The following is a 25,877-nucleotide window of genomic DNA, read 5'->3' on the forward strand; positions in this document are numbered from 1 at the left end:
AGATCCGTCCCCGCCTCCTTCACATTGTCATCGGGCCGAAACAAACGGTCGGCGCGGGCTACCATCCAAGCAGCTTGCGCAGATATTCACGGCCCATTTTCGCGTATTGCAGCGGATTGGCCTTGGCCGGGTCCTGCTCTGCCTCGATGCAGATCCAACCGGCGAAATCCGCCTCGGCCAACGCATCGAGGATTTCCGGAAAAGTCTCTATGGAGCCGTCGCCCGGCACGGTGAAGATCCCCGCCTCGATCCCTTGCTGGAAGGACAATTCTCTGTTGTGAATGTTCTTAACCACCTCGGCTCGAATGTCTTTTAGGTGAACATGCTTGATGCGGTGGGCGTATTTTCTGGCCAGCGCCAGCGGATCGACGCCGGCGGCCGCCTGGTGCGCGGTATCGAGAAGCATGTTGACCAGGCGAGGATCCGTCTCGTCCATGAGCCGGTGGATCGCTTCCGTCTTCATCACCCCGGTTCCGAGATGCGGGTGATAGCAGAGCCGGCGGTTGCGGGCCCTGGCTTTCTCTCCGGCTGCGTGCAGGCCTTCGATCAGCTGTTTCCACTGGTCCTCGGAGAATTCCGGGCAATTGGGAAACAGGGCGACCGGAAGCGGATTGACCGCTCCGCCAAACTCGGCGACGACGAGATCGGCCCTGCGCGGATCGTCGCTGCCGCCTTCCATGGCTTCGAGGAAGTCGAGCTGAGCGTCGACGCTTTCAAGCGTGTGACGATTCATCGCCTTGATGGTGAAGTAAGTGCTCACCCAAGGCTCCGAAATCCGCAATCCCCTGAGTTCGAGGACGGGGCGCAAGATTTTCGGATCCGTCGGATATTTATGGCCGACGCCGCACCCGACATAGCCGGCGAGCGCCATTTCACTCAGAGCCTGCTCGTAGGGGATGCCGATGTCGATATTGATGAAATCGTCATTCCACCAGAGCGTGGGGATGACGCCGAGCCAGACCTTAGCGGGCGTCAATCGATGCAGATAATTCGTCATGGCGTTGATCCAGTTCTTTGAAGACAAGCGGAAGTGGCGTCAGGTCAGGTTTTGGAACGGGGGCCGGAGCCGGAATTTTCGGTGGAAAGGCCCAGGAGCCGAAACCCTGCCCCTTGGCGCCCGCAGGGTGAGCTCCGATCGCCTTCCAGAGCAGACCCTCGATATAGGCATCGGGAGAAACGACGAAGGTGGTATTCGCAGGCCTGGGGCCAAAGCGCTCCGTCCAAGCGGAGGGCAGCTCGAACCAAGTGCCGGAATACCAGAGCTTGATCAGCGCGCGGGCGACGTCTCCGAGCAATTCATTGCCGAGGATGGTCGTGCGCAGGGCGTGGATACGGGCCTCACTTTCCGGCGGTGGCAAGGCGGTGAAAGCGGCCAGCAGCGCGTCGGTGATCTCGCTGCCGACCACCGTGTCGAGCGTGGCGAGATAGCGTTCTGCCAGGCCGGTTCCCAACAGATCGAAGTAGGAGAAGGCCGTCAATTCGACGGAAAGGCCCAGAAAGGGCTCGAAACGGCTGCTCATGCGTTCACCTCCGCCTGCCGGGTGACGGCTGGCTGTCTGATGCCGCCGGGGATCTCATAGGTGGGGCTGCCGTTCTTGCCGGGATGCCCCGGCAGCGGATTGCGGATGAGTTCGAGGATCATGTTGCGGAATTCGAACATCATCGGAACGGCTTCCAGCAGCAGGTTTGGCTGGCCGTTATAGGCACGCGTCAAAAGCTGGAGAAATTCGCCATAGCGGGTGTTGAAGGCGATCGCCGCCTCACGCAGTTCCGAACCTTCGTGTATATCTTTTACTTTCAGGTTCTCTTTTATGGGATAGGCGCCCTCCCAATCGACCTGCAGGTGCGGACCTGTGGGCTGGCCGGGCTGGTCGCCCTTCTGGTAGTAGCGGCCTTTGACCAGCTCCTCGAAACGATAGTAATGGGCCAGTTCGTGGTCGTCACCGTCGTAGATACCGCCGCCGTCGCCCTCACCCTGTTCGATGATGAGCTCGATGGCTTCCTGGGCGCTTTTCAGATCGGTGACGGGAAACAGCTCGCCGCCGCCGGAGTAATAATATTCCGAAGTGATCTGGCGCGACCTGTCGCCGGTAAAGATGGTTGTGCCCGCCCCATGCGCTTCGGCTTCCAGATATTTGATGCCTTCCGCAATGGCCGAGTAGAACTCGCCGATACTGTAGAAATGGAGGTCCTCATGCCTCGGATGGCTGGCAAGCGCGGTGATATCGGCGGGAGTTTTGCGGTACATCAGGCCCTTGCCGACGAGATGTTCAGGACGCTGGGCCGGCCGCTCGATTTTCAGGAAAGTCGCCAGCGCCTCACGGCCGAATGCCTGGATACCGACCCTGAAATCGGTCTCACCGTCCGGCAGGGCGGCCGGATAGCTGGCGACGAAGTCCGGCCTGACAAGATCCGGCTTACCGCCGATGGCATTGAGAATATTGGCCGCGATCGTCAGATGCAGCATTTCTTCCACGACGATCACGCGCAGAACCTGGGTCGCATCCTGGTTGACGCCGGGCTTGATCGAGTAAAGCGCCGTCAGATACGGCGGAATCGTCGCATGTTCGAGCTGCATCGCCCGGTAGAGAAACTCTTTCAGCTCATCGAGCGTCTTGATACTGTAGGAATCCATGCTCAAGCTCCATGAAAGATAAAATGGGTGCACCTGCCGGCTTCGTGTCGCATCGGTTCCGCGCAGCGGATGCCGGTCTTCGTTCAATGCAGAGACTTCAGAATGTCGCGACCGCTGCGGAAGCACATGGCGGCCAGCGTCAAGGTGACATTGGCCGTGCCGATCGTCGGCATGCTGCCGCCGCCCACGAGATAGAGATTTTCGTGGTCCCAACTGCGCTGGTTTTTGTCCACGACGGAATTGGTCTTCGTCGTTCCCATGATATGGGTGCCGGCCAGATGATTGCCGCCGCGGATCGCATAGCCTTGTCCCTCATAGGCCACATAGCCGTAATCGCTGGGGTCGTACTGGGTATGATCCTGCGCGCCCAGGCGCGCAAAGACGGTGCGCGCAAACTGGCGGCCATAGGCGGCGCCCTTCATGGTATATTCCGGAACCGTGAAGGACAGGATGGGCCGCATGTTGCCCAGAGCATCGGTATATTGCGGATCCACCGTGATGCGGTTGCTGTCGACGGGCATGACCTCGATCATGAACGCCAGCAGCAACTGCCGCGAAACCTGGTCGACCATGCCACGCCGAAGATCGGCCCCGTAGAGGTTGCGATCATCCACCAACTCCAGAAGGTCGGAGGTCGGCGCACCCGTGGCCCAACCCCAGCCGTCGTTATGGATATCGATGGCGAAGGCGGCCTGCTTTTCCCGGAAAGGGCCGTCCCGCAGGTCGACGATACCGCCCGTCGAACTGGTTCCGCGCATCGTGCCGCAGATCTCCGGCATCAGCGCCCAGTTCAGCAGGTAGGCGTGGTCCATCAGATTGCGTCCGACAAGACCGCTGGTGCTGCGCAGGCCGGAGGCCAGCATGAGACGCGCCGTTTCGATGGCGCCTGCCGCAAGCACGAAAACCTTACCCTTCACGGTGATGGTCTCATGGGCCGGTGAGGCCGGGTCCTTGTAAATCTTGACCTCGAGAGAGCGGACTTTCCCGCTATCCGGATCGATGTTGACCTTCGATGCGACCGCCTGCGGTAACATTTCGACAAGCCGCTCGCCGCCTTTCCCGTTTACCGCGAACGCCTTGGCAAGCGTTTTGCCGGAGTGGTAGCGCGCTTGCACGGGACAGAGCGGTACGCAGTTGGTGTTGCCCTGGCAGCGACCGCCCTCTTCGACCTGATGCGTATCGACCGCGCCGATTGGACGGTAGCCCTTCCCACCGTCATAGGCCGGGTTTGGTATGCCGTTGCGCCCCTGCGGAAAGGGCCTGACCTTCAGGGGATAGGTCTTGTCGTAAAGTTCGACGCTGGTGCCCTCGATGCCCTTGTTGACCTGCTGATCCAGATAGGAAAGCGGCAGGCCGCGCATGGGAAAGACATAGTCGTCCGGGAAGGTCTGCCCGAGATATTGCTGATCTTCGACATTCGCCGATACGCCGATCTCCCGCTCGGCCAGGCGGTAATCCTCCTCGACTTCCTCAAAGCTCAGCGGCCAGTCCAGCCCCTGGCCGAAAAGCGTGCGCGTCTTGAAATCGGAGCGAAGCAGACGGGGCGTTTTCGCCTCCCAGTGCATGGTCGTTCCGCCGAAAATACGGGTATATACCGTATCACTGACATAAGGGCCGGATTGAACGATATAGTTCGAGCTATCGGTTTCCCCCGCCTGCAGCTTGCGAAGCTGCGGGCTGCGAGGTATGGCCGCGTTCGCATTTAGCGGAAAAGGCGACTGGTTGTCCTTGGAGGCTGCCGAATAGAAAGTCGTCAGCAGATTGTCATAGCCTGCCAGAGTGACATTGGAACCAGTTCCGGCTTCAAGGATAAGGACACGTTTGCCCGCTTCCGCAGCCTGCTTGGCAATGATTGCTCCGGAAATGCCGCTGCCGACGATCACGATATCGTAGTCGCCAGACTCTGCGACGGTCTTGGCATCGGCTCTTATTGCCGATTCGAGAGGAAAAAGCACTTTGGTCCTCCATTAATCCCGGAAAGCCGATCAGGGCTTTGCGAACCATGCCGTTCTGGACTCGATCGAGATTTCAGGCCCTGCGGCCTTCAATCGTCATGATTTCGGGCCGCGAGAGTTTCGGGGCTTGGACTTGGCGGCCGGCGCGGCGGCGCGGGCTCTGACTGCCGAGAGGAAGGAGGCATAGCTCCAGGTCAGATTCCGGACGCTTTTCTCGTAGCCAACGGTTCCATCGAACTGTTCGCTCAGCTCATAGTGATCGCTGTGATAGACGATGGCGCGCAGCATGGCGTCAGACGAAGCCCGCAAGGCAGCCGACGCATCGGCGGCGCTGCTGGATGCGCCAAGTCCCAGTTCCGCGAAGAAGGGTTCGGAGAACTGATCGAGGGGGATGGCGCCGCTGGCATCGATGGCATTGGCAAGCCGATATTGAAACTCGGCGAAGTTGGCGGTGCACAGAGCCCAGGGATGCCCGCCGGCAACCGGAGCCGCCACATCGCCATCGTAATAGTCGCCCGGATAGCGCCCGAAGAGTGGTCCGAGCCCGTTGGCCGCGTCGGCGCCATTGACCGGGTAATAGGTCGAAGACGAAGGATCGGCCCACTGGCGCCGCAGGATGGCCGCCGTTGCCAGAAGCTTGGTATCGGTTGGCTCGATCCCGCCATAGCAGACCGAAGAGACGATATCGATGTTCGCGTCGTAACCGGCTTGCTCCGCGGCATCCAGAATGCTCACATAGAGCTGCCCGTTCCAGTGGGTTGCCAGCTGGCTTTCCAGCCAGGAGATGGCATCCGTCACCCCGGCAGGCACCGCAATGCCGATCGTGTTTGTGGAAATTTCCCGGAAAAAGCGCAGCTGTACGGCTCTTGCGAAAAACGAATAGCCCTCATATTCCTCCCAGAGATTTGTGGTCTTGTTCTGGTAAACTTCGAGAAGATAAGCGAGGTTGGCCTGGACCAGTTGTTTGGCGATCGTCTGCGTGGCGCCATCCAGCTGATCGAACAGGGTCAGGATCGCAATCGACTGAATGGCCGGCCCGTCATTCTGCTCCGACCACGGGCGAACCTCGCCGGTGATGGTGAAGCAGGCGTGGCCAAGTGTGACGGTGTCGGAATTCTTCGCATTCGCCTGGCAGAGCGCGGCGAAGTTCACGTAGTCGACCAGGCTTGGCAATACTCCGCCCGGAACGGGCAGCAAGCCGGCAAGCGCGATCTCGATGGCCGTAATCGCCCCGTCGCGGACCCAGTTGAAAACATAGTCCTGGTCGACACCAGGCGTGTTCGCTGGATAGGAGGGTGCGGCGATGACGCAGCCGGGGGCAGAGAAGACGCCGGGCGATGTGGGATCCTCGATGACATAGCCATCGCTGGTGATGTTGCGCATCATCAGAAGAGAAAAATAGCGCGACAAAGCGACCAGATCGGTCTGCGCGAAGGCAGGCCTCGGTTTGACTGTCGGCGCATTGGCGCCGATATGGGCCGGGTTCGCACCCGCCATTGACTGACTCCACAGCGCAACTGTCATCGACTGACTCCAAAATCGGTTGAGACTTGCCGGGACCAGATCGAGAAAATATTCCGGACCCGGATGGGAGAAATATTGCGGCCGAATGGGCGTTGAGAGTGAACACAAGGTCTCTGCGGCGAGGGGCAGGGTGGCTGGCCGCCCGCCGCCCCGCCCTCGCCGCCGCTGAACCTTTAACTAGAAGATCGTCGAGGATCTGCTTTTTATCAACCTAAACGTGTTGATCTCAGGTCAAAAAATCCCGGAGAATTGCGCTTGGCGTTACGGGTGCTCCGGCGGGCTGGATTCGACCAGCCCGACGAGATTGGAGCGTGTTGCCGCAGACCGGTTGCGCAACGCCAGTACCATTTGCAATTCCGTGGCGGAGATCGCGCTGTTCCTATGCCAGTCCATCGTGCCGCGCCCGAGCAGCAGCCAGTCGAGGGAGACATCCAGCAGGTCGGCGAGCGCGCAGGCGCTTTCCAGCGAGGTATGACCGCCATTCTGCCAGCGTGAGACGGCGGCGACGGACACGTCCAGTTCGGCCGCCAGGGCGTGAACTTTCCGGAACTTGCCGCGGGATATCGCCTCTCGAATACGTCTGCCGCGTGCCATGTCGTGGGTCATCAACAATCCTCCCCGTTGTTGCGTTAAAATTGGCAATTACCAAGAGCTTTCGATCGACGAACATCAGAAACTTCTTATGGAAGGGACGGCAAAGCCAAGCACCGGTCAACCTGGTGAAATATCCAGATTGCGCCCGCTCGGCCTCCTGTTGTGAAACGTCAGAACATCAGGAGGGACGGATATGTTGCGGATACTCACCAAAGACATGCTCGAGACCGATCGACGTGCTTTCGATGAAATGTTTCGGGCTCGTGCCGCCGTTTTTCGCGATCGGCTGGGATGGCAGGTCGATGTCCGGGATCAATGGGAGAGGGACCGATACGACGAGGCCGAAGATCCCGTTTATCTCGTCACGCAGCGACCTTCCGGCACGCTGACCGGTTCGTTGCGCCTGCTGCCGACCACGGGAGCGACGATGCTCAAAAGCGAGTTCCGGCATTTCTTCGATCAGCCTATCGACGTCGATAGCCCGACGACCTGGGAATGTACCCGCTTTTGCCTTCATCCGCATGCCGGACACATGGAGCAATCGCGCGCAGTCGCCACGGAGCTGCTCTCAGGGCTTTGCGATCTTGCACTCGACACCGGTATCGAGAGCATTGTCGGCGTCTATGACGTCGCGATGGTCGCCGTATACCGCAGGATCGGCTGGAGGCCGACGCCGCTTGCCCGATCCCGGCCCGAGATCGGCAAACTGTATGTCGGACTATGGGATGTGACGGCGGAGAATTGTCGAACACTTCGGGCCAACCTGTCCCGATTTCTGGAGCAAGCCTCTCCCTATCCTGCCGGAGCCCTTGTCGATGGCGGCATGCGGTAAGCGCAGTCACTGTCCCGCCGCCCGGCATGGGATTGGTCTCGTCGGTCTTTAATCTGTTCTTCATGTCGCGCCATGGTTGCCAAAAAATATGCTGTTCTCGGTAATCGTGAAATGTTACCATTGCGAGCAGTCATGAAATCACGCAACCACGAGTCCATCTCATGCTGAGCAGTTCTCGTTTTTTCTACTGTCTGGACCGGATCTCCGCATCGCCGACATTGCCGGATCTGGAAACGACGCTGGACGAAGTCCGCCACATCTATGCGATATCGCACATGGTTCTGCATGTGACCCGCTCATCGGGGGCAACGATCAGCAATCCATTGCTGATGCTGACCTACCCGCCCGAGTGGGTGAAGCAATATCGTGCCCGGGATTACTTCAGCATCGACCCCGTCGTACGTCTCGGCCGACGTGGCTTCCTGCCCGTAGAGTGGTCTGCGTCTAAATGGGATTCGGGCAAGGCCTATGGCTTCTTCAAGGAGGCGATGGCCTACGGCGTCGGTCGGCAAGGCGTTACCCTGCCGGTGCGAGGACCTCAGGGAGAGCGATCGCTGTTTACGGTGACCTCCAATCACCCCGACACCTATTGGCGGCAGTTCCGTATGGACAGCATGCGCGACCTCCAGTTTCTCGCCCATCATCTCCATGACAGGGCCATGGTGCTGGCCGGCATGAGGGAGATTGCGGATGTTCCGCATTTGTCGCGCCGCGAACTGCAATGTCTGGAGATGACGGCCAGCGGTTTTCTGGCAAAGCAGATTTCCGCCCGGTTGTGCATTTCGATCAGTGCGGTGCAGCTCTATCTCGCCTCAGCGCGCCGGAAGCTGACCGTTGCAACCACGAGCGAGGCGGTCGCCAAGGCCACGGCGCTGGAGTTGATCTAGGCTAGGGAAGGCGGTTCAGCGCCTGCCCCGCGTGCGCGTCGCCAGAACATTGCGGATCGAGAAGCTGGAATGAATCCGGAGGACGCCGGGCAGGGTCGACAATATCTCCTTGTGAATCCGTTCGAACTCGCCCGCACTGGCAACCTCCACGCGCAGCAGGTAGTCAGATCCGCCGGTCATCAGAAAACATTCGCGGATTTCCGGATGCCGACGCACCGCCGCTTCGAAGCGATCGAGATGATCCTCCGTCTGCCGTTCGAGGGTGATGTTGATGATCACGGCGATCATCTCATCCGCATTGCCGGTATCCACCAGCGCCGTATAGCCGCGAATGACGCCTGATTTTTCCATGATCTTGATGCGTCTGAGGCAGGCCGACGGCGAAAGGCCGATCTCGGCGGCGAGTTTGGCGTTGCTCATGCGCGCGTCAAGACGCAACAGCCTGAGGATATTGCGGTCGACCGTGTCGAGGGCGGGCATGACGGTTTCCTTCATATCTTGGCTGATTATGCGAATAATGTGCAGTATGCGCAATATTAAGCGACGAAATCATCGGCAATTTCGCTCATTATTTCATAAGCTGCTGATATCGAGATGGGGTGGACATGGATAGCGATATTTTGGTTTCCCGCGCACGCACCGCTACGATCACGCAGGGAGCCACGGGCTATCTGACGATCGATCTTGCCGCGCTCGGCCGCAATTATTCGAAGCTTGCATCGATGCTGGCGCCGGTCCGCGTGGGAGCCGTCGTCAAGGCCGATGCTTATGGCCTCGGCGCCGAGCGGGTCGCCCAAACGCTCTACGATCAGGGGTGCAGGCATTTCTTCGTCGCCCAGTTCGTCGAGGCCGTAAGGCTGCGGCCGGCCCTTGCTGAGGGTGCTGAGATATTCGTGCTGAACGGCTTGCAGCCCGGCAACGAGCTCGCCTGCGCCGAAAGCGGCATCGTTCCGGTTCTCAATTCGCTGGCGCAGTGGCGGCAATGGTCGGCGACCGCGCGTCGGCTGAAGCGCAGCCTGCCGGCCGTTCTGCAGTTCGACACCGGCATGTCGCGGCTCGGTTTTCCCTGGGAAGAGCGAGCCGAATTGGCGGCAGCCATCCGCGACGGCGTCAATGTCGAAATCCTGTTCATCATGAGCCACCTGGCCTGCGCCGACGAGCTGGAGAGCAGCCAGAACGGCGAACAGATTGCCGAGATGGCGCGCATTGCCGATGAATTTCCCGGCTTCGATATCTCCTTCGCCAATTCCGGCGGCGTCTTTCTCGGCGATGCCTATCATGGTGTGCTCGCCCGCCCGGGCATCGCCCTTTATGGCGGCGCACCGAATGCTGGCGGCAACAACCCGATGGAACCGGTCGTCAGGCTGGATGTCGCGGTCGTGCAGACGCGCACCGTACCTTCAGGCGCCAAGATCGGTTATGGCGGCGCGCATGTGACGCGCAGGCAAACCCGCCTCGCCACCATCGCCGCCGGCTACGCCGACGGCCTGCCGCGCAGTCTCGGCGACCGCGGCGCCGTTTATCATAAGGGCATCCGTCTGCCGATCGTGGGGCGCGTGTCGATGGACAGCGCGACCGTTGACATCACGGCTTTGCCCGAAGGGGCGCTGAGCCTCGGGAGCCTTGTCGAAGTGCTTGGTCCCAACCAGACGCTCGAAGACGTGGCTGGCGATGCCGGAACGATATCTTACGAAATACTAACCGGTCTGGGCGATCGTTACGACAGGCAATATTGCTGAGAGCCGGCCGGCTTTGCTCTTGAGGAAATCATGAAAGTCATCGTTCTGGGTGCCGGCATTGTCGGCGTCACATCCGCCTATCAGCTGGCCAAATCAGGTCATGAGGTTACCGTCGTCGACCGGCAATCGGGGCCGGCGCTGGAGACGAGCTTTGCCAATGCCGGCGAGGTCTCCTTCGGTTATTGCTCGCCATGGGCCGCCCCCGGCATTCCTGCCAAGGCCATGAAATGGCTGGTCATGAAACATGCGCCGCTCATCCTGCGCCCGAAACTCGACATGGCCATGCTCGCCTGGATGACGAGGATGCTGTCCAACTGCACCTCCGAGCGTTACGCGATCAACAAGAGTCGCATGCTGCGCCTTGCCGATTACAGCCGCATCGCGCTCGCCGAGCTTCGCGCCGAAACCGGAATCGCCTATGACGAACGCATGCAGGGAACCCTGCAGCTGTTCCGCACGCAGCAGCAGCTCGATGCCTCGGCGAAAGATGTCAAGGCGCTGGCAGCCGACGGCATTCCCTATGAGGTGCTGGACCGGGACGGCTGCATCCGCGTCGAACCGGCGCTAAGGCACGTGCGCGACAAGATCGTCGGCGGCCTTCTGACGCCCAAGGACGAGACCGGCGACTGTTTCAAATTCACCAATGCGCTGGCCGCCAAAGCCGAAGCGCTCGGCGTCCGCTTCGCCTACGGCACGACGATCAAGGCGCTGGACGTCGAAGCCGGCCGGGTGCGCGGGGTCGTCACCGCTCGCGATCCCGATCGCGAGCGCGAACGGATGAGCGCGGACGCGGTGGTGGTTGCGCTCGGCAGCTATTCGCCACTGCTGCTCAAGCCGTTCGGCATCAGCCTGCCGGTCTATCCGGTAAAGGGCTATTCGCTCACCATCCCGATCACCGACGCCTCGCGCGCGCCGGAATCGACCGTCATGGACGAAACCTACAAGATCGCCATCACCCGGCTCGGCGAGCGCATCCGCGTCGGCGGCATGGCTGAAATCTCGGGCTACACCAACGATCTCGGCCTCGCCCGCCGCAGCACGCTCGAGCATTCCGTCACCGATCTTTTCCCCGGCGGCGATGTGTCCAAGGCCTCCTTCTGGTCGGGTCTGCGCCCGATGACACCGGATGGCACGCCGGTCATCGGCCCGACGAAGATCGTCGGCCTCTTCCTCAATACCGGTCACGGCACGCTCGGCTGGACAATGAGCACCGGTTCGGCAAGGCTCATCAGCGACCTCGTCGGCGCCCGTACGCCTGAGATCGATGCGCGGGATCTTGCGGTCAGCCGCTACGCGTGAAATCCCGCCGAGGTAACGCAAAAAAGAAGAGATTTTATTGGAGAGAATCGATTATTACTTGCGGGAATAATCGTGAGGTCGTGAATGTCCGTTAGTTCCGATAGGCACTTCCTTTATCCGGCAGTGCAAAGCCCGTCGTTTTCGGAAACGGCATACACCGGAACAGACCCGGATGCCCTGTCGGAAATATTGTCGTCATCGGCCTCTCCGATCAAGGCTGCGGCGCAAGCCAATGCCTCCATTGCATATCGATGCAATTTCGTCTCGGCGGGAAATCTGTCCATAGCCGACTGCGCCTATGAGGGCGCGATCTCGCTCAGGCGGGAGGCGCCGACCAGCAAAGTGATCATATTCCTGCCGGTGGAGGGAGATGCGGTCTTCGATGCCGGGCAGGAGCCGATCCATTCAGGTCCAGGTCGCGGCACCATTCTGGGAGCAGGTCGCGCCACCGGCGCCCGCCTGCTCGGCCCTCGCCGTCATCTCGGTTTGTTCGTCGATCAGGAGAGGATCAACCGGCATCTCACCCATATGTTCGAGCGAACGATCACCGGTGACGCCGATTTTCATCCCCATATCGGTCTGACGGCCGGCCCGGGGCTGTTGTTGCAACAACTCGTTACGAATCTGTATCGCGGACTTGGCGGGGGCGGGCTGTTGCAGGAGTCGCCGCTGGCCGTCAGCGCGCTTTGCGACGCGACGGTCTACCTGCTTCTCGAGGCCTTTCCGCATCGCTATTCGAACGAGCTGACGCTTCCAGCGCCGGCGCCGACTCCGCGCCATGTGAAATGGGCCATCGATTTCATGCATGCGCACATCGCGGAGCCGATCTCGCTCAGCGAGATCGCGACGGCAGCCAAGGTCAGCATTCGGACTTTGCAGCAAGGTTTCCGGCAATTCAGGAATACCACCCCGATCGCCTACCTCCATGAAATCCGAATGGCCGCTGCCCATCGCGACCTGCTCGAATCCGGTGCGAAGCAGGCCGTCGCCGATATCGCGCTCAGATGGGGATTTACCCATCTTGGCCGTTTCGCCGCCGAATACAGGAAGCGCTTCGGTCAACTGCCATCGCAGACCTTGAAGCGCTGAACTCCGCCTCGGCGTGCCGGATGGTTCCATCGGCGACGGACCGAGCATCCGATCGCCGACGGGAATTGCGGGCGCCGGATGCAGATCTAGGCCGCGCGTTTCAGGGCATCCCCAAGCGTCGAGACGAGCGTGTCGATCTGGTCCTTCTCGATGATCAGCGGTGGAGACAGGGCGATGATGTCGCCGGTCACACGGATCAGCAGTCCCTTGTTGAAGCAGTCGACGAAGACGTCGTAGGCGCGTGTTCCGGGAGCGCCGTCACGCGGCGCCAGTTCGATCGCGCCAACCAGTCCGAGGTTGCGGATGTCGGTGACGTGCGCGAGGCCTTTCAGTGAGTGGAGGGCTTCCTGCCAATATTCTGCCAGCTCGGCTGCGCGGGTCAGCAGCCCTTCTTCCTCATAGATTTCGAGGGTCGCGAGCCCGGCTGCGCAGGCGACCGGGTGGCCGGAATAGGTATAGCCGTGGAAGAGCTCGATCGCATTTTCCGGTCCGACCATCAGCCCGTCATAGACCTTGCGGCTGGCAAAGACCGCGCCCATGGGAACGGCGCCGTTGGTGAGGCCCTTCGCCGTGGTGACGAGATCGGGTACGACGCCGAAGTAATCCACCGCGAAAGGCGTGCCGAGACGGCCGAAGCCGGTGATGACCTCATCGAAGATCAGCAGGATGCCGTACTTGTCGGCAGTGGCGCGCAGCTTCTCCAGATATCCCTTCGGCGGCAGGACAACACCGGCCGACCCCGACATCGGCTCGACGATGACGGCTGCGATGGTTTCAGCGCCGTGCAACTGCACCAGGCGCTCGAGATCATCCGCCAGTTCGACGCCATGGGCGGGAAGCCCCTTCGAAAAAGCGTTGCGCCCGATGTCCAGCGTATGGCGCATGTGATCGGCCGGGATCTGCGGGAAGACCCGCCGATTGTTGACGAGACCACCGACCGAAATGCCGCCGAAGCCGACACCGTGATAGCCTTTTTCGCGGCCGATGATCCGGGTGCGCGTACCCTGGCCGATGGCGCGCTGATAGGCGATGGCGATCTTCAGAGCGGTATCGACCGATTCCGAACCTGAGCCGGTGAAGAAGACCCGGTCGAGCTTGGCGTCAGCCCCGCCCGGTGCATTGGCGGCGAGCTTGGCGGCGAAGTCGAAGGCGATCGGATGCCCCATCTGGAAGGTCGGCGCATAGTCGAGCGTGGCAAGCTGCCGCTCGACCGCCTGGGCGATCTTCCTGCGGCCGTGGCCGGCGTTGCAGCACCAGAGCCCGGCCGTGCCGTCCAGCACCCGATTTCCATCGACGTCGGTGTAATACATCCCTTCGGCAGCAGCCAGCAGGCGCGGCGCGGCCTTGAATTGCCGATTGGCGGTGAACGGCATCCAGAAATTTTCGAGTACGGGCGCGTTCGTGTTGCTGATCTGGTCCATCCTGGCCTCCTTTGAAATCGCCCGGAGAATGGCAATTTCCGTCCTTCAAACAAGTCCTTTTCTTTGGTGATGCAAGTTGTTGAAATTAAACAACGAAGAAGATAGACTTTGCGATATTCTGGACAACGCAAACGGATCCATCATGTCAGTCGACATCGGCAGCCGCCTTCGCCATCTGCGCCTCGCCCACAAGCTTTCCCAGCGTGAACTCGCCAAACGCACCGGTGTGCCGAACTCGACGATCTCACTGATCGAATCGAATGCCTCCAATCCTTCGGTCGGAGCGCTGAAGCGAATCCTCGACGGCATTCCGATCGGGCTGGCGGAATTCTTCGCCTTCGAACCGGAGCGTCCGAAAAAGGCCTTTTACGCCGCCGAAGAACTGGTCGAGATCGGCAAGGGTGCCATTTCCTACAAGCAAGTCGGCGAAACCCTGTTCGGGCGCAGCTTGCAGATGCTGAAGGAATGCTACCAGCCGGGTGCCGACACCGGAAAAATTCCCCTTGTTCACGAAGGGGAGGAGGGCGGGATCGTGCTCTCGGGAAGACTCGAGGTCACGGTCGACGACGAGCGGCGTATCCTTGGGCCGGGCGACGCTTATTATTTCGAAAGCCGGCGCCCGCATCGGTTCCGCTGCGTCGGACCGGTGCCTTGCGAGGTTATCAGCGCCTGCACGCCGCCGACCTTTTAACGCAATTTCAGAAGAACCGCAGTGGTTTTGGAAAGGTGATCCCGAAGGCGGATCGGTAAGGACCCGCCTCCGGCAGTTGATCTTGACTTAGTCGTTCGCCGATACCTTGACGCCGAGCACCGTAGGAATGGTGTTCGGCGCACCCATGGCAGCACCGACAATCATCGGCACCGGAACCGGCTTTTCCGGAGCGGCGCTGATCGTCAGGCTCTTCGGGCCGTCGAGATAGGTGTTGAGGGCCGCCGATATCTGGTTTTGCAGTTCCGGCATGTTGAGTTGCGCCATCATCATCGGAACCAGCGCCTTCAGCGATTGTGCCAGTTCGTCGCCCGTGACGCCCTGCTTCGTGCCGGCATAGTCGAGCGCCTTTTTGGTGATCGAGGCGTCGTCGAAGCGGATCGAGGCGCTGTTGAACGTCAGCTGCTGCATCAGCCCCATCATCGCAAGTCCGGCGGCCTGGTTGGCCTCTTCCTTGTTCGGATTGGCTTCGGCTGTCTTGACCGCCTCCTGCAGCGACTTGATGAAGCCGAGCGTATAACCGGAGAAGTCGACGGCGAAGTTCAGCCGGCCGACATTCTTGAAATCGAAAGCATATTCGTCGAGGACGACCTTGCCGCTTTCGACTTCCCAGCTTCCCTTCATCGTCATGGTGCCGTCGAGCGTCGTCAGTCCGAGCTTCTCGATGGCCTCCTTCGCAGCCGCGTCCTCGACCTGCGACAGGTCGGCCTTGAAGCCGGCGACGTTGGCGTCGTAGGCAAAGCCGCCGTCCTGCCGCCCCATGTTTGCCTCGACGCCTTCAATCGCAAGCACGTCCTTGCCCTTGATGTTGAGCGCGATCGGCCCGGTGCTGGCGGTTTCATAGAGGAGGATATCGTCCAGCGTTTCGCCGGTCGCATTGGCGGGAATCGTCAGGCCGGTGAACAGAATCTCCTTGGCGGAAAAGCGCCCGCCCTCCTGGCTGATATCGACATCCGGGAAGGAAAGGGTCTTGGCGTAATAGCCGCCGCCTTCTTTTTCCTCGACACCCTCGAAGGTGAGGTCGCCGATCTTCAGCGTGTCGCCGGGCAGGTTGGCAAATCCCACCTGGACGCCTGTTGCCGTCACCGTGTCGCCGTCCACTTCGGCTTTCTCGAAGGTGATGACGGTGCCGCCGGCGCTGGTTGCGGCGCTGAGCTTCTTCATCATATCGGCGCCGTCGAGGGCGAGCGCCGGGCCGGCCAGCGTCAGGAACGCGGTGCTTGCCATCATCAGGTGGAAATTGCGCAGATGCTTCATGGAGATGTCCTTGTGTTGAAAGGTGATGCGGGGAAATTCATGGAATATGCCCCGCCGCGCTCTGCTGGCAGAGCGGCCGGGACGTCACGGTTCGTCAGATCAGCTAATTGGGGGTGATGCGATCGGGATCGGCTGAAACCGGCAGGCCGGAGAAATTCGGCCACCCCGCCGCCGGCGGCCGGGCGAGGATATTTTCTCTAGCAAAAGTAGTTTCGTGACTCATCGTCAGAGGTAAATTGCATTTCTTCGATTATTGCAACCGTGATTTTCGATGGCGGCGCGGAATCAGCCAGGCTTGCCTGCGATGCCGACGCATTCCAGGATCGTCGTGCGGCAAACACCCGCCTCCCTCTCTGAGCGAGGCTGCGCGCGCCAGTTCTGGTCGGCGATCCGGAATTCGATCCTTGTAAAAATAGGTCCTGGCCTTTTGTCGCGAGCGGCTCCTGTTCAACGCATCGGCCGTGACCACGACATGGGTGGCAAGGCGTTTGAATTGCCACGGCGGCGTGCGTCGCTCCTTCTCGATCACCTCGACGTGGTAATAGGGATCGTCTTCCCCTGGATCGGGAGCCTTGTGGACGGTGGCCCAACGGACGGTCCGTGGTGACACCGAGAGGATGATGACGGAAATGGTCGGTCGCTCCAGCGGTTCTGCGCGCGCCCAAATCGTCTGGCCCAAAATCGTGGCGACTGTGAAAAGGACGGAAGGGATCTTCGCTTGAGGTGCATGCGCTTCAGTTGTTGCGGCCCTCGATGCGGGCGAGCACGCCATCGAGCGCTGCGGTCAGCGCAGCAAGGCCGCCCTTCTTGTCGACGTCGGAAAGAACCTGCTCGTTCAATCCGCCCTTGGTGGCGAATTCGCGGCTCAGCGCGCTGAACGGCTCGGTGCCTGGGCTGTTGGCCTTCTGCGCCAGACTTGCGAAAAGCGGCGCGATGTAGGCATTTGCTTTCGGCCTTTCCAGGCCGCTTTTTTCCAGCCAGACGGCTACGGTTTCCATGATGCCGAAATAGGTCGACATCATTGCGCTCGCCGCCGCGAGCAGATCATATTCGTTTTTCGACTTGCACTGGACAGCGGTTCCGAGCGTGTCGAATAGGGCCGCGACGGCGGCATCGGGCGGGAGGATGGCGGTGACGCCTTGGCGCTGCGCGACGAAGGGCAGGGGGATGGCCTGGACGAGGTGCACGTCGGCACCGATCCAATCGAGAAGAGCCTGGCGCTCGGTCGCTGCAACGAGGCTGACGACTACCTGGCCGGTTCTGAACGAAAGCGCCCGTACGACCTCCTCGGCGATCTGCGGCCGGATCGCCAGGAACACCATGTCGCTGCGATCGACGACAGTCTGGTTGTCCCCGGCAATCCTGACGGCGGTGAACTCCTGGGCCAATGTCGCGGCAATGTGCGCGCTCCGCGGCGATACGTGGATCTCGGAGGCGTAGGCCGGTGCGGCTAGAAGCCCGCGAACCATCGCTTCGGTGATCGCGCCGGTGCCGACAAAGCCAATGCTGTTGATCATCACCTTTTTACTCCGCAGCCCGCAGCGGTCCGATTTGGTCGACACGCTGTTGACACACATGGTCGTCAGTCGACACGCAGCCGACAAAGAATAACAGAAGCGGCTGGAGCCGACGAGTGGAACCGCGCGCTTAGCGCACAGCAAAAGTGGAGCGCCGGACACTTTCGAAGTTGATCACGTCCGCCTTGCGGGCGCTGCCCGCATCGCCTGCGGCGATGATCCCGCTTTCGTTTCGGGCGTCTTATGTTTACAAGCGGAGGCTGTAAACATACGACCGAACGGAGGCATCGATCTTGCATATCCTGCGTCGCTCGCTCTTGGGGTCCTTGTGGGCCATGATCGGCTGGAAACCGGCTTTCGCCGGGGAAGCGAGCCCGGAATCGGCGATCCGGGAGGAGGCGTCCTCGGTGACGCCCCGGCATGTTCTGTGTTTCCTCGGGAAGGATCGCGACCTCAGCCGCTTGTCCGAGGCAGCAGCCCAAGCGATTCGGGACTTCGCCGATGGATTCAGCGTCGACGAGGAATATTCGCAGGCAGAACCGGATGATCGCATGAGCCGATCGTTCGATGTCTGCTGGGATCGGGTCGAGGCCGATGTGTGGAACGAGGCGGATGAGAAAGCCGTCGCCGATCATCAGTCCGTCCTCTATGTGCTCGGGCCGAGCATGGCGCAGGCGGAGACGGTGAAGGTGTCGATGACCGCGCTGCGTCTCGTCGAGCGACTGATCGCGGCGGGAGCGGTGGCGGTCAAAGGCGAAAGCGCCGGCATCGCCCATGGCCTCGATCGATGGAGAGCGCTGATCGGCCAAGGTGCGGAGGCGGTGAAAGCGGCAGATCCGCTCGCCCAGCAGCGCATCGGCCGGCTCGCTTTCGCCAAGCGGCCGCTCTCGGCGCGGGGATATCTGGAGAGTGTCGGCTTCCATCTCGTCGGGTTGCCGGAAGTCTATGTGCCGGAGACCGCCGGCAGTGAAAGGAAGGTCGTTGCCATTATGGATGCGGTTGCCGACGAGATTGGCGAGCAGGGGCTCGATCCGACGCTCAAGGCGCGCGGGGCCAGGCTCTCGTTCGATTCCACCTATGAAGTGGACGAGTTCAAGTTCAATCCCTACGGCATCGTCAAGCTCGCCGGGTGAGCCTCGTTCCACTCAGTAAAGGCTGTAGTGATAGTCGTAGCTGCGCAGCCAGAGCCGGGGCTTCTTCGGCCCGTCGAGATTGAGCTGCAACAGATTGCGCGCATGAGCAGTGTCGACGACAGTATGGGAACTCGCGATCGCGGCCAGCAAGATCGGCACGACGGCGGACAATTGCCGTATGCCGCCGGAACCTCTTCCTGCCGTCATTTCAAGTTCCTCATATTCACGATCATGCATTGCGATTCACTGGAAAAGCCGATCCCGCCGAGCGGCCGAAGCAATGCATCATTGTCGGCCCGGCGACAATGATCTGAATGGCGGGCAGCCTGCGGCTCAATTGTATTTGATCGTGTCGCTGACCCTGGGACGCGTGAAGAAATGGTGGTCGAAGCTGTAGCTGTCCATTCCCGTGAAGTTTGAAAAGAATGCCGAGACGGGCGTCGTCAATCGATATTGCACGCGGGTCAGCACCACCTGCACCCCGGTCTCCTGTATCTTTTTCGGTATGTCGATGGCGCTTGCCGTGCCGGAAGCAAGCGGCGAGGTGTTGAACGCGGCCGACCAGTTGACGGTTGCCTTGCCGCTGTTGTCGACATCGTTGACCGTGACCATAATGGTCAGCCCAGTGGTTTCATAGGGCTGCAGGATGAAGCTTGCGCCGGAGAGAAGCTTAGTGACGTCGGTCTTCGCCCAGGTGCTCTGCTGGGCGATCATGTCGCTCGTGCTGGAAGCGATCTCGTCTATCTTGCGGCTGACGGTCAGGGCATGGCCGAGATCGACGGTGCCGAACAGCAACACGATCAGGATCGGCAGCACCAATGCGAATTCCACGCCGGAAGCCGCCGAACGGTCGCGAGCGAGCCGGCGGATACGGGACATGATGAAGCTGATAAGGGGGAGGCTTCGTTTCATCATCATGTCAGAAGGGCTCGTTGCGGAACAGAGCGGACGATCCGAGGAGATAGCTGCCGTCGGAAAGCTTGGCGCTCGACAGGCTGAAGAAGTTGACCGTGGCTCCCCAGGGCAGGAATGCCTGCACCAGAATGTAGTCGCTGCCCTTGCCGATATCGTAGGTCTCGGTGACGGTGAGCTTGCCGCTGTTGTCGATAGGATCGGCGCTGGTGACGGAAGACAAGTCGGAAAGCACGCTGACCTTGACGACGAGACCGCTGGAGCAGCTGAAGGCCAGAAGCATGTCGTCGCAGATCTTACTCTTGAATCCGGCCAGTGTGGTCTTGGACGAGGCGACCTCGCCGGTGCGGATCATCCGGGAGATCTTGTGAACCGAAGCGTCCAGCGCGGAGTTGACGAAGAACATCAGCGACACTTCGATGATGCCGAATATCATGATGAAGAGCGGCAGAGCCAGGATCGCAAATTCGATCGCGGCCACCCCCTTGCGATCGCCGAGCAGGCGGCGAAACGGTGCGAAGCGTTTTCTTGCGGTCATTGGGTTAGCCGGACGGAAGAGAGATACTGGGTAAAGAGCGTCGACAGGCCTTCCGTGATCTCGGACGACGACGATGCCGAGATGAACAGGCTCTTCGACGATGCGCAGCCGGCAAGTGCATAAGGGATGTAGTCCCGCCGCGTAATGCTGCTCGAAACGCCGCTGTCCATGGTGCCGCCCCAGGTGTTCTTCCAGTTGGCGCTCGCCATGGTCGAGCCGACGGTGGCGTTGTAGCCCCAGTCCGAGGTGATCGGCAGATATTCGGTGTAGAGCACCGCCATCGTATTGGATTGGTTCTTCAGATAGCCGCACCACTCGGGATTAAGCGGCGCCACCTTGTTCCAGTATAAGCCGGAAATCGCCTTTCCCTTGCTCCATACCACTCCGTCGGTGACCCATTCGCGCTGCGACTGCACGCCGTCCGTCAGCAGAAGAACGAGCTTGAGTGGCGAGCCTGAGGTGGTTCCGTCCCCTCCAGCGCCGACCTTCTGCTTGAGCGTTGCAAGCGATACGTCGAAATAGGTGGCGGCCTTCGAGGTCGCGCTGGTGAGGCCGTAGCTTGCGTCCGCCAGGCGGGTACGTGCCGTATCCGTGCTCAGCGTCGGGGTCAGAACTTCGGTGAGCGTATCTCCCAGGCTGTAGAGCCCGACCTTGATCCGTTCATGATTGGCGTCGGATTCGTCGATCATGTCGAGCACTTCGCGGACGGCGTCGCCGGCGACGTCGGCGCGCAGCTTTATCTTCTTTTCCGAGCTGTATTCATAGTTGTTGGCATATTTCTTCTTGCCGATCGTGTGCGCGTCGCCAGTGTGGCAGGCGAACTGGCATCCGATGCCGGCATACATCGTCGCCTGGCCCGATGTCGTCGCCGCCAGGAGCATCGAGGGCGAGGTGTCGATGACGATATAGACGTTGAGATAGGAGGTGGCCGGTCCCTTGACGGCGCTCGCCACGCTGACGTCGACGGTCTCAATGTTGGCGATCTTCATGAAGGTGGTCGGAACGGTGCCGCTCGCCGTCGCCGTGATGTTGTGGTTGGCCGTATCGATCTCGATCTCACCCAACGTATAGCTGTTGTCCACCTGTGCGTGGAACCAGTCGGAAACCTTCGTCTTGAGAGCGTCCGCGTCCTCGACATTGTCGATCTGTTTGACGGCGGCGATCAGGGCCGCGTCAAGGTCGCTCTGCATTCTCTGCCGGACATTGTAGCTGCGGATGTAGTCGAAGCTCGCGCCTACCGCGACGAGCATCGGCACCAGGCTGAGGGCAACGACGATCGCGACATTGCCGGTTCTGTCCCTTCCGAGACCGCAAAGCGTGTGCAAGCATCGACCCAATGAAGATGAAAAAATTAACTTCAAAAAACCACCAACACGCCGGAATGAAAATCGTGATGGCAAGATGTTTCAACGAAGCTTAAGCCTTTGTGAAATCTTGTGAGTTCCAGCCGCCAGCGGACTGGCGGCCCGCCGTTTGCTGCGCTTATCGTACATCTCTGCGAATTATGGATAGTCGTGCCGTGATGCGGTGCCGGCGATCCGCGGCCGACTGCTTCAACAACAGAAACATGTCGCCCGCAAGAGGTTCACAAGCGCTTGCACGATCTGCTGGTGCAGCGCAAATCAAAAGCGAAGACGCTGCGGTCGATCAGCAATGAAACCACGCCGAATCCTGGAGACCATGAGAGTTTCTGTCCTCACAGGCAGAATGGAAATAATGAATGAGAATGGCTGAAATCATCCAGTTTCCAAATCCGGTCTCCGATATCACGACGAATGCTCATGACCTGCAAACCGTAGCCGGACCGTCCGGCGGCTCCATTTGATCACATCCTCCAGGCACGCGCCTCCAATCCAAAAGGTTCTACACAAACTCGACAGATTGACCGGTGAGCTCAGCCAGTTGTCCATCGAGGGGTGACAGCGGAATGGTTTGGGCGGCGAGGCCGCTTACTCGGATGACGTCTAGGCAAGACGCAGCGGGATGCAGAGCGGCCGGCCGTGAACGGGATCGGTTATGACCCTTGCCTGCACGCCGAAGACGTCGGAGACCATCGCCTCGGTGACCAGATCGGCGGGCGCCCCGGTGGCGACGATCTCGCCGCCTCTCAGAAAAACCAGCGTGTCGCCGTAGCGCGCCGCGAGATTGAGGTCATGCAGGACGAGGACGACCGTTCTGCCGAATTGCTGCTTGAGACGGTCGACCAGTTCGAGGCATTCGAGCTGGTGGGCGAGGTCGAGATGGTTGACCGGCTCATCGAGGCAGATGATGTCGGTCTCCTGCGCCAGAACCATGGCGATCCAGGCGCGCTGCAACTGGCCGCCCGAGAGCGAGCCCAGCCTGCGGTCACGCAGATGCCCGACGCCGGTGCCTGCCATCGCCTGCTCGATCGCCTCCGCGTCGCCGGCGTTCCAGGGCTGCAGCAGCGTCTGGTGCGGATAGCGGCCTAGCCGGACAAGCTCCTGCACCGTCATGTCCTCGGGGGCTGAAGGACTCTGGGTCAAGAGCCCGATCTTCCTGGCGAGCGCCATTTCCCCGAGGCTGTGAAGGCTCAGTTCCTCAAGGAGGATCTCGCCCTTGCTGGGCTTGTGCAGCCTGCGGATCGCTCTCAGCAGGGTGGATTTGCCGCAGCCGTTCGCGCCCGCCAGCACGGTGATCTTGCCCCTGGGGATGGCGAGCGACAGGGAATGCAGGACGTTGACCTTGCCATAATCCAGGCTCAGCCCTTCGATCGATATGACGTTTCCGGTGGGGGTCGCACTAGCCATGGCGCTGGTTTCTCATCAGGAGATAGAGGAAATACGGAGCGCCGATGACGGCCGGAACCGTTCCGGCAGGCACCTCCGTCGCCGAAAAGAGCAACCGGACGATAATATCCGCGCCCACCAGCATCGACGCTCCGATGAAGAAGCTGCCGATCAGGCCGAAATGGACGCCTCGTCCGATCAGCCGGCGCGCCAGATGCGGCGCCATCAGGCCGATGAAGCCGACGCCGCCGACGAAGGCGGCCGAAAGTGCGGTGATGGCCGCGGCAAGGACGAAGATCTGAATGCGGAAGCTCGGCAAGTTGAGGCCGACGCTTCTGGCCGACATCTCGTCGAGATCGGCCGGCGGCAGCCGGCGCGCGACGATCATCACGATGATGGTCAGCGGCAGCATGCCGATCGCCGTGATCCGGATCTCGTTCCAATTGATCTCGTTGACTGCGCCGGCGATCCAGCGGGCGGCCTGTCCTGCCTGGTAGACCGGGCCGACAAGCATGGCGATGACCGTCAATGATTTGAGCACCGCGGCAACGGCGGTGCCGAAGAGAAGCAGACGGATCGCCGACGCCGCCTGGCGGCCGGCAAAGGCGAAGACGACGAAGATCGCCGCAATCGATCCGGCAACCGCTGCGACGGGCTGATAGGCGACCGAGGTGACGAGCGCGTTCGACTCATTGGAGAGCGCCGCAAGGAAGCAGACGACCGCCAGCGCGGCGCCGTCGACGACGCCCAATATGCCGGGCGATGCGAGTTCGTTGCGGGTGACGCGCTGGAGAAGATATCCGGCGACCGCAAAGCCCCCGCCCGCCAGAGCAGCGATCACGACACGCGGCAGGCGGAACTGCAGGATGATGACGGTTTTGCCGCGAATCTCGGCGCCGAGAAGGACGTCCCAAACCTGGGCAAGCGGGATCCAGGTGGAGCCGAATGCCACGCCGGTCGAAGCGAGAGCGAGGAAGAGGAGGACGATCGCCGCGAGCGTCAGGGTAGTTCTGGAGGCTGCGAGCGGCCGGACAGGCGAGGTCATGCCGCTCTCCGCTTAAGCAGGATGAGCAGCGTGATGCCGCCGATGGTGGAGGTGATCGCGCCGACCGGAGCCTCAGTGGGATAAATGATGAAACGCGCGAGAATATCGGCCGCAGTCGTGTAGATGGCGCCGATCAGTGCCGAGGTGAGGATGAGGCGGCGATGGCTGAGGCCGACGAGCCATCGGGCGAGGTGCGGCACGACGAAACCGACGAAGCCGACCGGACCGGCCATGCAGACGCCGGCTCCCGTCAGTAGCGAGACAGTCAGGAAGCCGGCCCAGCGCACGACGGCGAGCGGCACGCCGAGATTTGCTGCTGTTGTATCGTCGGCCTGCAGGGCGTCGAGCGGCTGCGCGAGCATCCATGCGGCCGCCAGCCCGGCCATGACCACGGGTGCGCCGCCGATCGCAAAGGCGATCGGCCGGTCGGCAAACGAGCCGGTCAGCCAGAAGAGCAGCTCCTTGAGCTGGGCTTCGTTGGTGGTCAGGATGATCTGGACGATCGAATATGCCAGACCGCCGACGGTCACGCCGACGAGCACGATGCGGATCGGCGAGAAGCCTCCCGAAGTGGCGGCGACGCCGAAGACGAGCAGGCTGGTCGCCAGTGCGCCCGAAATGGCCGCCACCGACATCCCGGCAATCGAGCCGATCCCGAGCCAGACGCTGGAGGCGACGACCGCGAGAGCTGCGCCGGCATTGATGCCGAGCGTATCGGGGGAGGCGATGCGATTGCGCGCCAGCGTCTGAGTCAAGACGCCGGCGACACCGAGAGCGGCGCCGACGAGCGGCGCAAGAAGAGCCCGGGGGATGCGCAGCGTGGTGATGACGACGGCGCTTTCCGATCCGTCGAAAGCGAAGATGGCGTTCCAGATCGCAGCCGGCCAATATTGCCGATATCCCGCTGCCACGCTGGCTGCGACGAAAAGGATGAGGATCGCCGGCAAGGCGATCGCCAGCAATGTCATCGGCCGCGAAGACGTGGAGAGGGGGATAGAGCGCACGAGTTTCAGCTTGACTTTAAGTGGACAATGTATCTCATCTTATGGCCCAACCGATTGGTCGAAAAATCATTCAATTGTCAAGTTCGAGGCCTGCGTGCGTACGAAATCCATTCTGCTGGCGGCGTTCGCTGCCATTCTGTCCCTCATCGCCGTAGCTACGGCCGGCGCGCGCGAAGTAACCCATGCCATGGGCGTGACCGATGTGCCGGATGCGCCGAAGAGGATCGTCGTGCTGACGAACGAGGGAACGGAAGCGCTGTTGGCGATGGGCATCAAGCCGGTCGGCGCCGTGCGGTCCTGGCTCGGCAAACCCTGGTACGACCACATTGCCCGGCAGATGGAGGGCGTAACTGTCGTCGGCGACGAGTCGGCCGTCAACCTCGAACTGATCGCCACGCTCGAACCCGATCTCATCCTGGGCACAAAATTCCGGCAGGAGAAGATCTATTCGCAGCTTTCGGCCATCGCGCCCACGGTACTTTCCGAACGAATCAGGAGCGACTGGAAAGGCAACATGCAGCTTTATGCGGCTGCCGTCGGAAAATTGCCGGAGGCGGAAGTAGCCTTCAAGGCCTATGACGACCGTGTCGCCGCGATCAGCAAGGCGCTGGGGGATAAAAAGGCCGAAAAGATCTCGCTCGTTCGCTTCATGCCGGGGCGAACTCGGATCCTGTTGAAGGATACTTTTGCCGGCAATGTTTTGAGCCAGATCGGCTTTGCGCGGCCGGCAAACCAGGATCGGATGGAATTCGCCGACGAGGTAACGAAGGAGCGCACGCCCGAATTCGAGGGCGACCGGCTTTTCTACTTGGTTTACGACACCGGTGACGGCAAGACGGCCGCCGCCGCGGCCGACTGGACGTCCGACCCGCTCTGGAACAATCTTGCTGTCGTCAAGGCCGGCAAGGTCGGCGCGGTCAGCGATGCCGTCTGGAATACGGCCGGCGGGATTGTCGCCGCCAACCTGATGCTCGACGATATCGAAAAGCTATACGGGCTGCCTGCCTCGCGCTGAGGCGTCGCAGGCCGCTTTCCGCAAC

General features: G+C 61.0%; 26 protein-coding genes. 8 read left to right on the top strand and 18 right to left on the bottom strand.

What is annotated here, in order from left to right; all coding sequences use genetic code 11:
- Positions 1–58: 58 nt before the first annotated feature.
- The 6 genes from iolE to N2597_RS27330 all read right to left on the bottom strand — a co-directional run bounded on the left by iolE (position 59) and on the right by N2597_RS27330 (position 6,720).
- Entirely contained in the window at positions 59–997 is a 939-nt protein-coding gene (iolE, locus tag N2597_RS27305; RefSeq protein ID WP_040142123.1) for a myo-inosose-2 dehydratase, read from the bottom strand.
- On the bottom strand, positions 963–1,520 hold the full coding sequence (locus N2597_RS27310; protein ID WP_009991346.1) for a hypothetical protein: 558 nt from the start codon (positions 1,518–1,520) through the stop codon (positions 963–965). Before N2597_RS27310 ends, iolE begins: the two co-directional genes overlap by 35 nt.
- Positions 1,517–2,635 (bottom strand): ferritin-like domain-containing protein, encoded by a 1,119-nt coding sequence (locus tag N2597_RS27315; RefSeq protein WP_183602297.1) that lies wholly within the window; start codon positions 2,633–2,635, stop codon positions 1,517–1,519. The genes N2597_RS27310 and N2597_RS27315 overlap by 4 nt, the downstream gene beginning before the upstream one ends.
- Before the next feature lie 83 nt (positions 2,636–2,718).
- Complete coding sequence (locus N2597_RS27320) at positions 2,719–4,590, bottom strand: GMC oxidoreductase (protein WP_183602299.1); 1,872 nt, start codon at positions 4,588–4,590, stop codon at positions 2,719–2,721.
- A gap of 96 nt (positions 4,591–4,686) precedes the next feature.
- Positions 4,687–6,114: a glycoside hydrolase family 15 protein gene (locus N2597_RS27325; RefSeq protein WP_183602301.1), complete on the bottom strand. Its 1,428-nt coding sequence runs from the start codon at positions 6,112–6,114 to the stop codon at positions 4,687–4,689.
- Positions 6,115–6,375: 261 nt separating this feature from the next.
- Positions 6,376–6,720, bottom strand: coding sequence for a helix-turn-helix domain-containing protein (locus tag N2597_RS27330; protein ID WP_183602303.1), 345 nt, complete (start codon positions 6,718–6,720; stop codon positions 6,376–6,378).
- 181 nt (positions 6,721–6,901) lie between these two features.
- Here N2597_RS27330 and N2597_RS27335 point away from each other — a divergent pair, with 181 nt between their 5' ends.
- Positions 6,902–7,540 carry an acyl-homoserine-lactone synthase gene (locus tag N2597_RS27335; RefSeq protein WP_010033377.1) on the top strand — a complete coding sequence of 213 codons (639 nt, stop codon included), beginning with the start codon at positions 6,902–6,904 and terminating at the stop codon, positions 7,538–7,540.
- A gap of 161 nt (positions 7,541–7,701) precedes the next feature.
- Positions 7,702–8,427 carry a helix-turn-helix transcriptional regulator gene (locus N2597_RS27340; protein WP_183602305.1) on the top strand — a complete coding sequence of 242 codons (726 nt, stop codon included), beginning with the start codon at positions 7,702–7,704 and terminating at the stop codon, positions 8,425–8,427.
- A 15-nt stretch (positions 8,428–8,442) separates the two neighbouring features.
- Here N2597_RS27340 and N2597_RS27345 read toward each other — a convergent pair whose 3' ends face one another.
- The gene (locus tag N2597_RS27345; protein ID WP_010033371.1) at positions 8,443–8,907 is read right to left on the bottom strand and encodes an Lrp/AsnC family transcriptional regulator; all 465 of its coding nucleotides are present in this window, start codon (positions 8,905–8,907) and stop codon (positions 8,443–8,445) included.
- Positions 8,908–9,032: 125 nt separating this feature from the next.
- On the opposite strand from N2597_RS27345, the gene alr reads away from it, so the two are divergent.
- From alr to N2597_RS27360, 3 genes are all read left to right on the top strand, one after another.
- Positions 9,033–10,166: an alanine racemase gene (gene alr, locus N2597_RS27350; protein WP_183602307.1), complete on the top strand. Its 1,134-nt coding sequence runs from the start codon at positions 9,033–9,035 to the stop codon at positions 10,164–10,166.
- Positions 10,167–10,196: 30 nt separating this feature from the next.
- On the top strand, positions 10,197–11,465 hold the full coding sequence (locus N2597_RS27355) for a D-amino acid dehydrogenase (RefSeq protein ID WP_096764139.1): 1,269 nt from the start codon (positions 10,197–10,199) through the stop codon (positions 11,463–11,465).
- An 84-nt stretch (positions 11,466–11,549) separates the two neighbouring features.
- Positions 11,550–12,554: a helix-turn-helix transcriptional regulator gene (locus N2597_RS27360; RefSeq protein WP_183602309.1), complete on the top strand. Its 1,005-nt coding sequence runs from the start codon at positions 11,550–11,552 to the stop codon at positions 12,552–12,554.
- 86 nt (positions 12,555–12,640) lie between these two features.
- Here N2597_RS27360 and aptA read toward each other — a convergent pair whose 3' ends face one another.
- Positions 12,641–13,975 (bottom strand): omega-aminotransferase AptA, encoded by a 1,335-nt coding sequence (aptA, locus tag N2597_RS27365; RefSeq protein WP_183602311.1) that lies wholly within the window; start codon positions 13,973–13,975, stop codon positions 12,641–12,643.
- Positions 13,976–14,117: 142 nt separating this feature from the next.
- On the opposite strand from aptA, the gene N2597_RS27370 reads away from it, so the two are divergent.
- Positions 14,118–14,666 carry a type II toxin-antitoxin system RelB family anti-toxin gene (locus tag N2597_RS27370; protein ID WP_009996449.1) on the top strand — a complete coding sequence of 183 codons (549 nt, stop codon included), beginning with the start codon at positions 14,118–14,120 and terminating at the stop codon, positions 14,664–14,666.
- Between the two features lie 87 nt (positions 14,667–14,753).
- Here N2597_RS27370 and N2597_RS27375 read toward each other — a convergent pair whose 3' ends face one another.
- From N2597_RS27375 to N2597_RS27385, 3 genes are all read right to left on the bottom strand, one after another.
- A complete protein-coding gene (locus N2597_RS27375; protein ID WP_183602313.1) occupies positions 14,754–15,941 on the bottom strand; it encodes an aq_1923 C-terminal domain in 1,188 nt (395 codons plus the stop codon).
- Positions 15,942–16,191: 250 nt separating this feature from the next.
- On the bottom strand, positions 16,192–16,713 hold the full coding sequence (locus N2597_RS27380) for a DUF5086 family protein (RefSeq protein ID WP_341356263.1): 522 nt from the start codon (positions 16,711–16,713) through the stop codon (positions 16,192–16,194).
- On the bottom strand, positions 16,676–17,461 hold the full coding sequence (locus N2597_RS27385; RefSeq protein ID WP_183602315.1) for a pyrroline-5-carboxylate reductase: 786 nt from the start codon (positions 17,459–17,461) through the stop codon (positions 16,676–16,678). The genes N2597_RS27380 and N2597_RS27385 overlap by 38 nt, the downstream gene beginning before the upstream one ends.
- A gap of 290 nt (positions 17,462–17,751) precedes the next feature.
- Between N2597_RS27385 and N2597_RS27390 the strand changes: the two genes are divergently transcribed.
- A complete protein-coding gene (locus tag N2597_RS27390; protein ID WP_077988981.1) occupies positions 17,752–18,591 on the top strand; it encodes a hypothetical protein in 840 nt (279 codons plus the stop codon).
- Between the two features lie 12 nt (positions 18,592–18,603).
- Here the strand turns inward: N2597_RS27390 and N2597_RS27395 are convergent, their stop codons facing one another.
- The 7 genes from N2597_RS27395 to N2597_RS27425 all read right to left on the bottom strand — a co-directional run bounded on the left by N2597_RS27395 (position 18,604) and on the right by N2597_RS27425 (position 24,837).
- Entirely contained in the window at positions 18,604–18,798 is a 195-nt protein-coding gene (locus tag N2597_RS27395; protein ID WP_183602392.1) for a hypothetical protein, read from the bottom strand.
- 126 nt (positions 18,799–18,924) lie between these two features.
- Complete coding sequence (locus N2597_RS27400) at positions 18,925–19,509, bottom strand: TadE/TadG family type IV pilus assembly protein (protein WP_077988983.1); 585 nt, start codon at positions 19,507–19,509, stop codon at positions 18,925–18,927.
- A 1-nt stretch (position 19,510) separates the two neighbouring features.
- Positions 19,511–20,041 (bottom strand): TadE/TadG family type IV pilus assembly protein, encoded by a 531-nt coding sequence (locus N2597_RS27405; protein ID WP_183602318.1) that lies wholly within the window; start codon positions 20,039–20,041, stop codon positions 19,511–19,513.
- Positions 20,038–21,402: a TadE/TadG family type IV pilus assembly protein gene (locus N2597_RS27410; protein WP_183602320.1), complete on the bottom strand. Its 1,365-nt coding sequence runs from the start codon at positions 21,400–21,402 to the stop codon at positions 20,038–20,040. Before N2597_RS27410 ends, N2597_RS27405 begins: the two co-directional genes overlap by 4 nt.
- A gap of 603 nt (positions 21,403–22,005) precedes the next feature.
- Entirely contained in the window at positions 22,006–22,809 is an 804-nt protein-coding gene (locus N2597_RS27415; RefSeq protein WP_183602322.1) for an ABC transporter ATP-binding protein, read from the bottom strand.
- Positions 22,802–23,833, bottom strand: coding sequence for a FecCD family ABC transporter permease (locus N2597_RS27420; RefSeq protein ID WP_183602324.1), 1,032 nt, complete (start codon positions 23,831–23,833; stop codon positions 22,802–22,804). The genes N2597_RS27415 and N2597_RS27420 overlap by 8 nt, the downstream gene beginning before the upstream one ends.
- Positions 23,830–24,837, bottom strand: a complete 1,008-nt coding sequence (locus tag N2597_RS27425; protein ID WP_341356264.1) for a FecCD family ABC transporter permease — start codon at positions 24,835–24,837, stop codon at positions 23,830–23,832. The genes N2597_RS27420 and N2597_RS27425 overlap by 4 nt, the downstream gene beginning before the upstream one ends.
- 94 nt (positions 24,838–24,931) lie before the next feature.
- Between N2597_RS27425 and N2597_RS27430 the strand changes: the two genes are divergently transcribed.
- Entirely contained in the window at positions 24,932–25,852 is a 921-nt protein-coding gene (locus N2597_RS27430; protein ID WP_341356265.1) for an ABC transporter substrate-binding protein, read from the top strand.
- Positions 25,853–25,877 lie beyond the last annotated feature (25 nt).

This window comes from Rhizobium sophoriradicis (assembly GCF_025200795.1).
In the GTDB taxonomy this organism is placed as follows: domain Bacteria; phylum Pseudomonadota; class Alphaproteobacteria; order Rhizobiales; family Rhizobiaceae; genus Rhizobium; species Rhizobium sophoriradicis.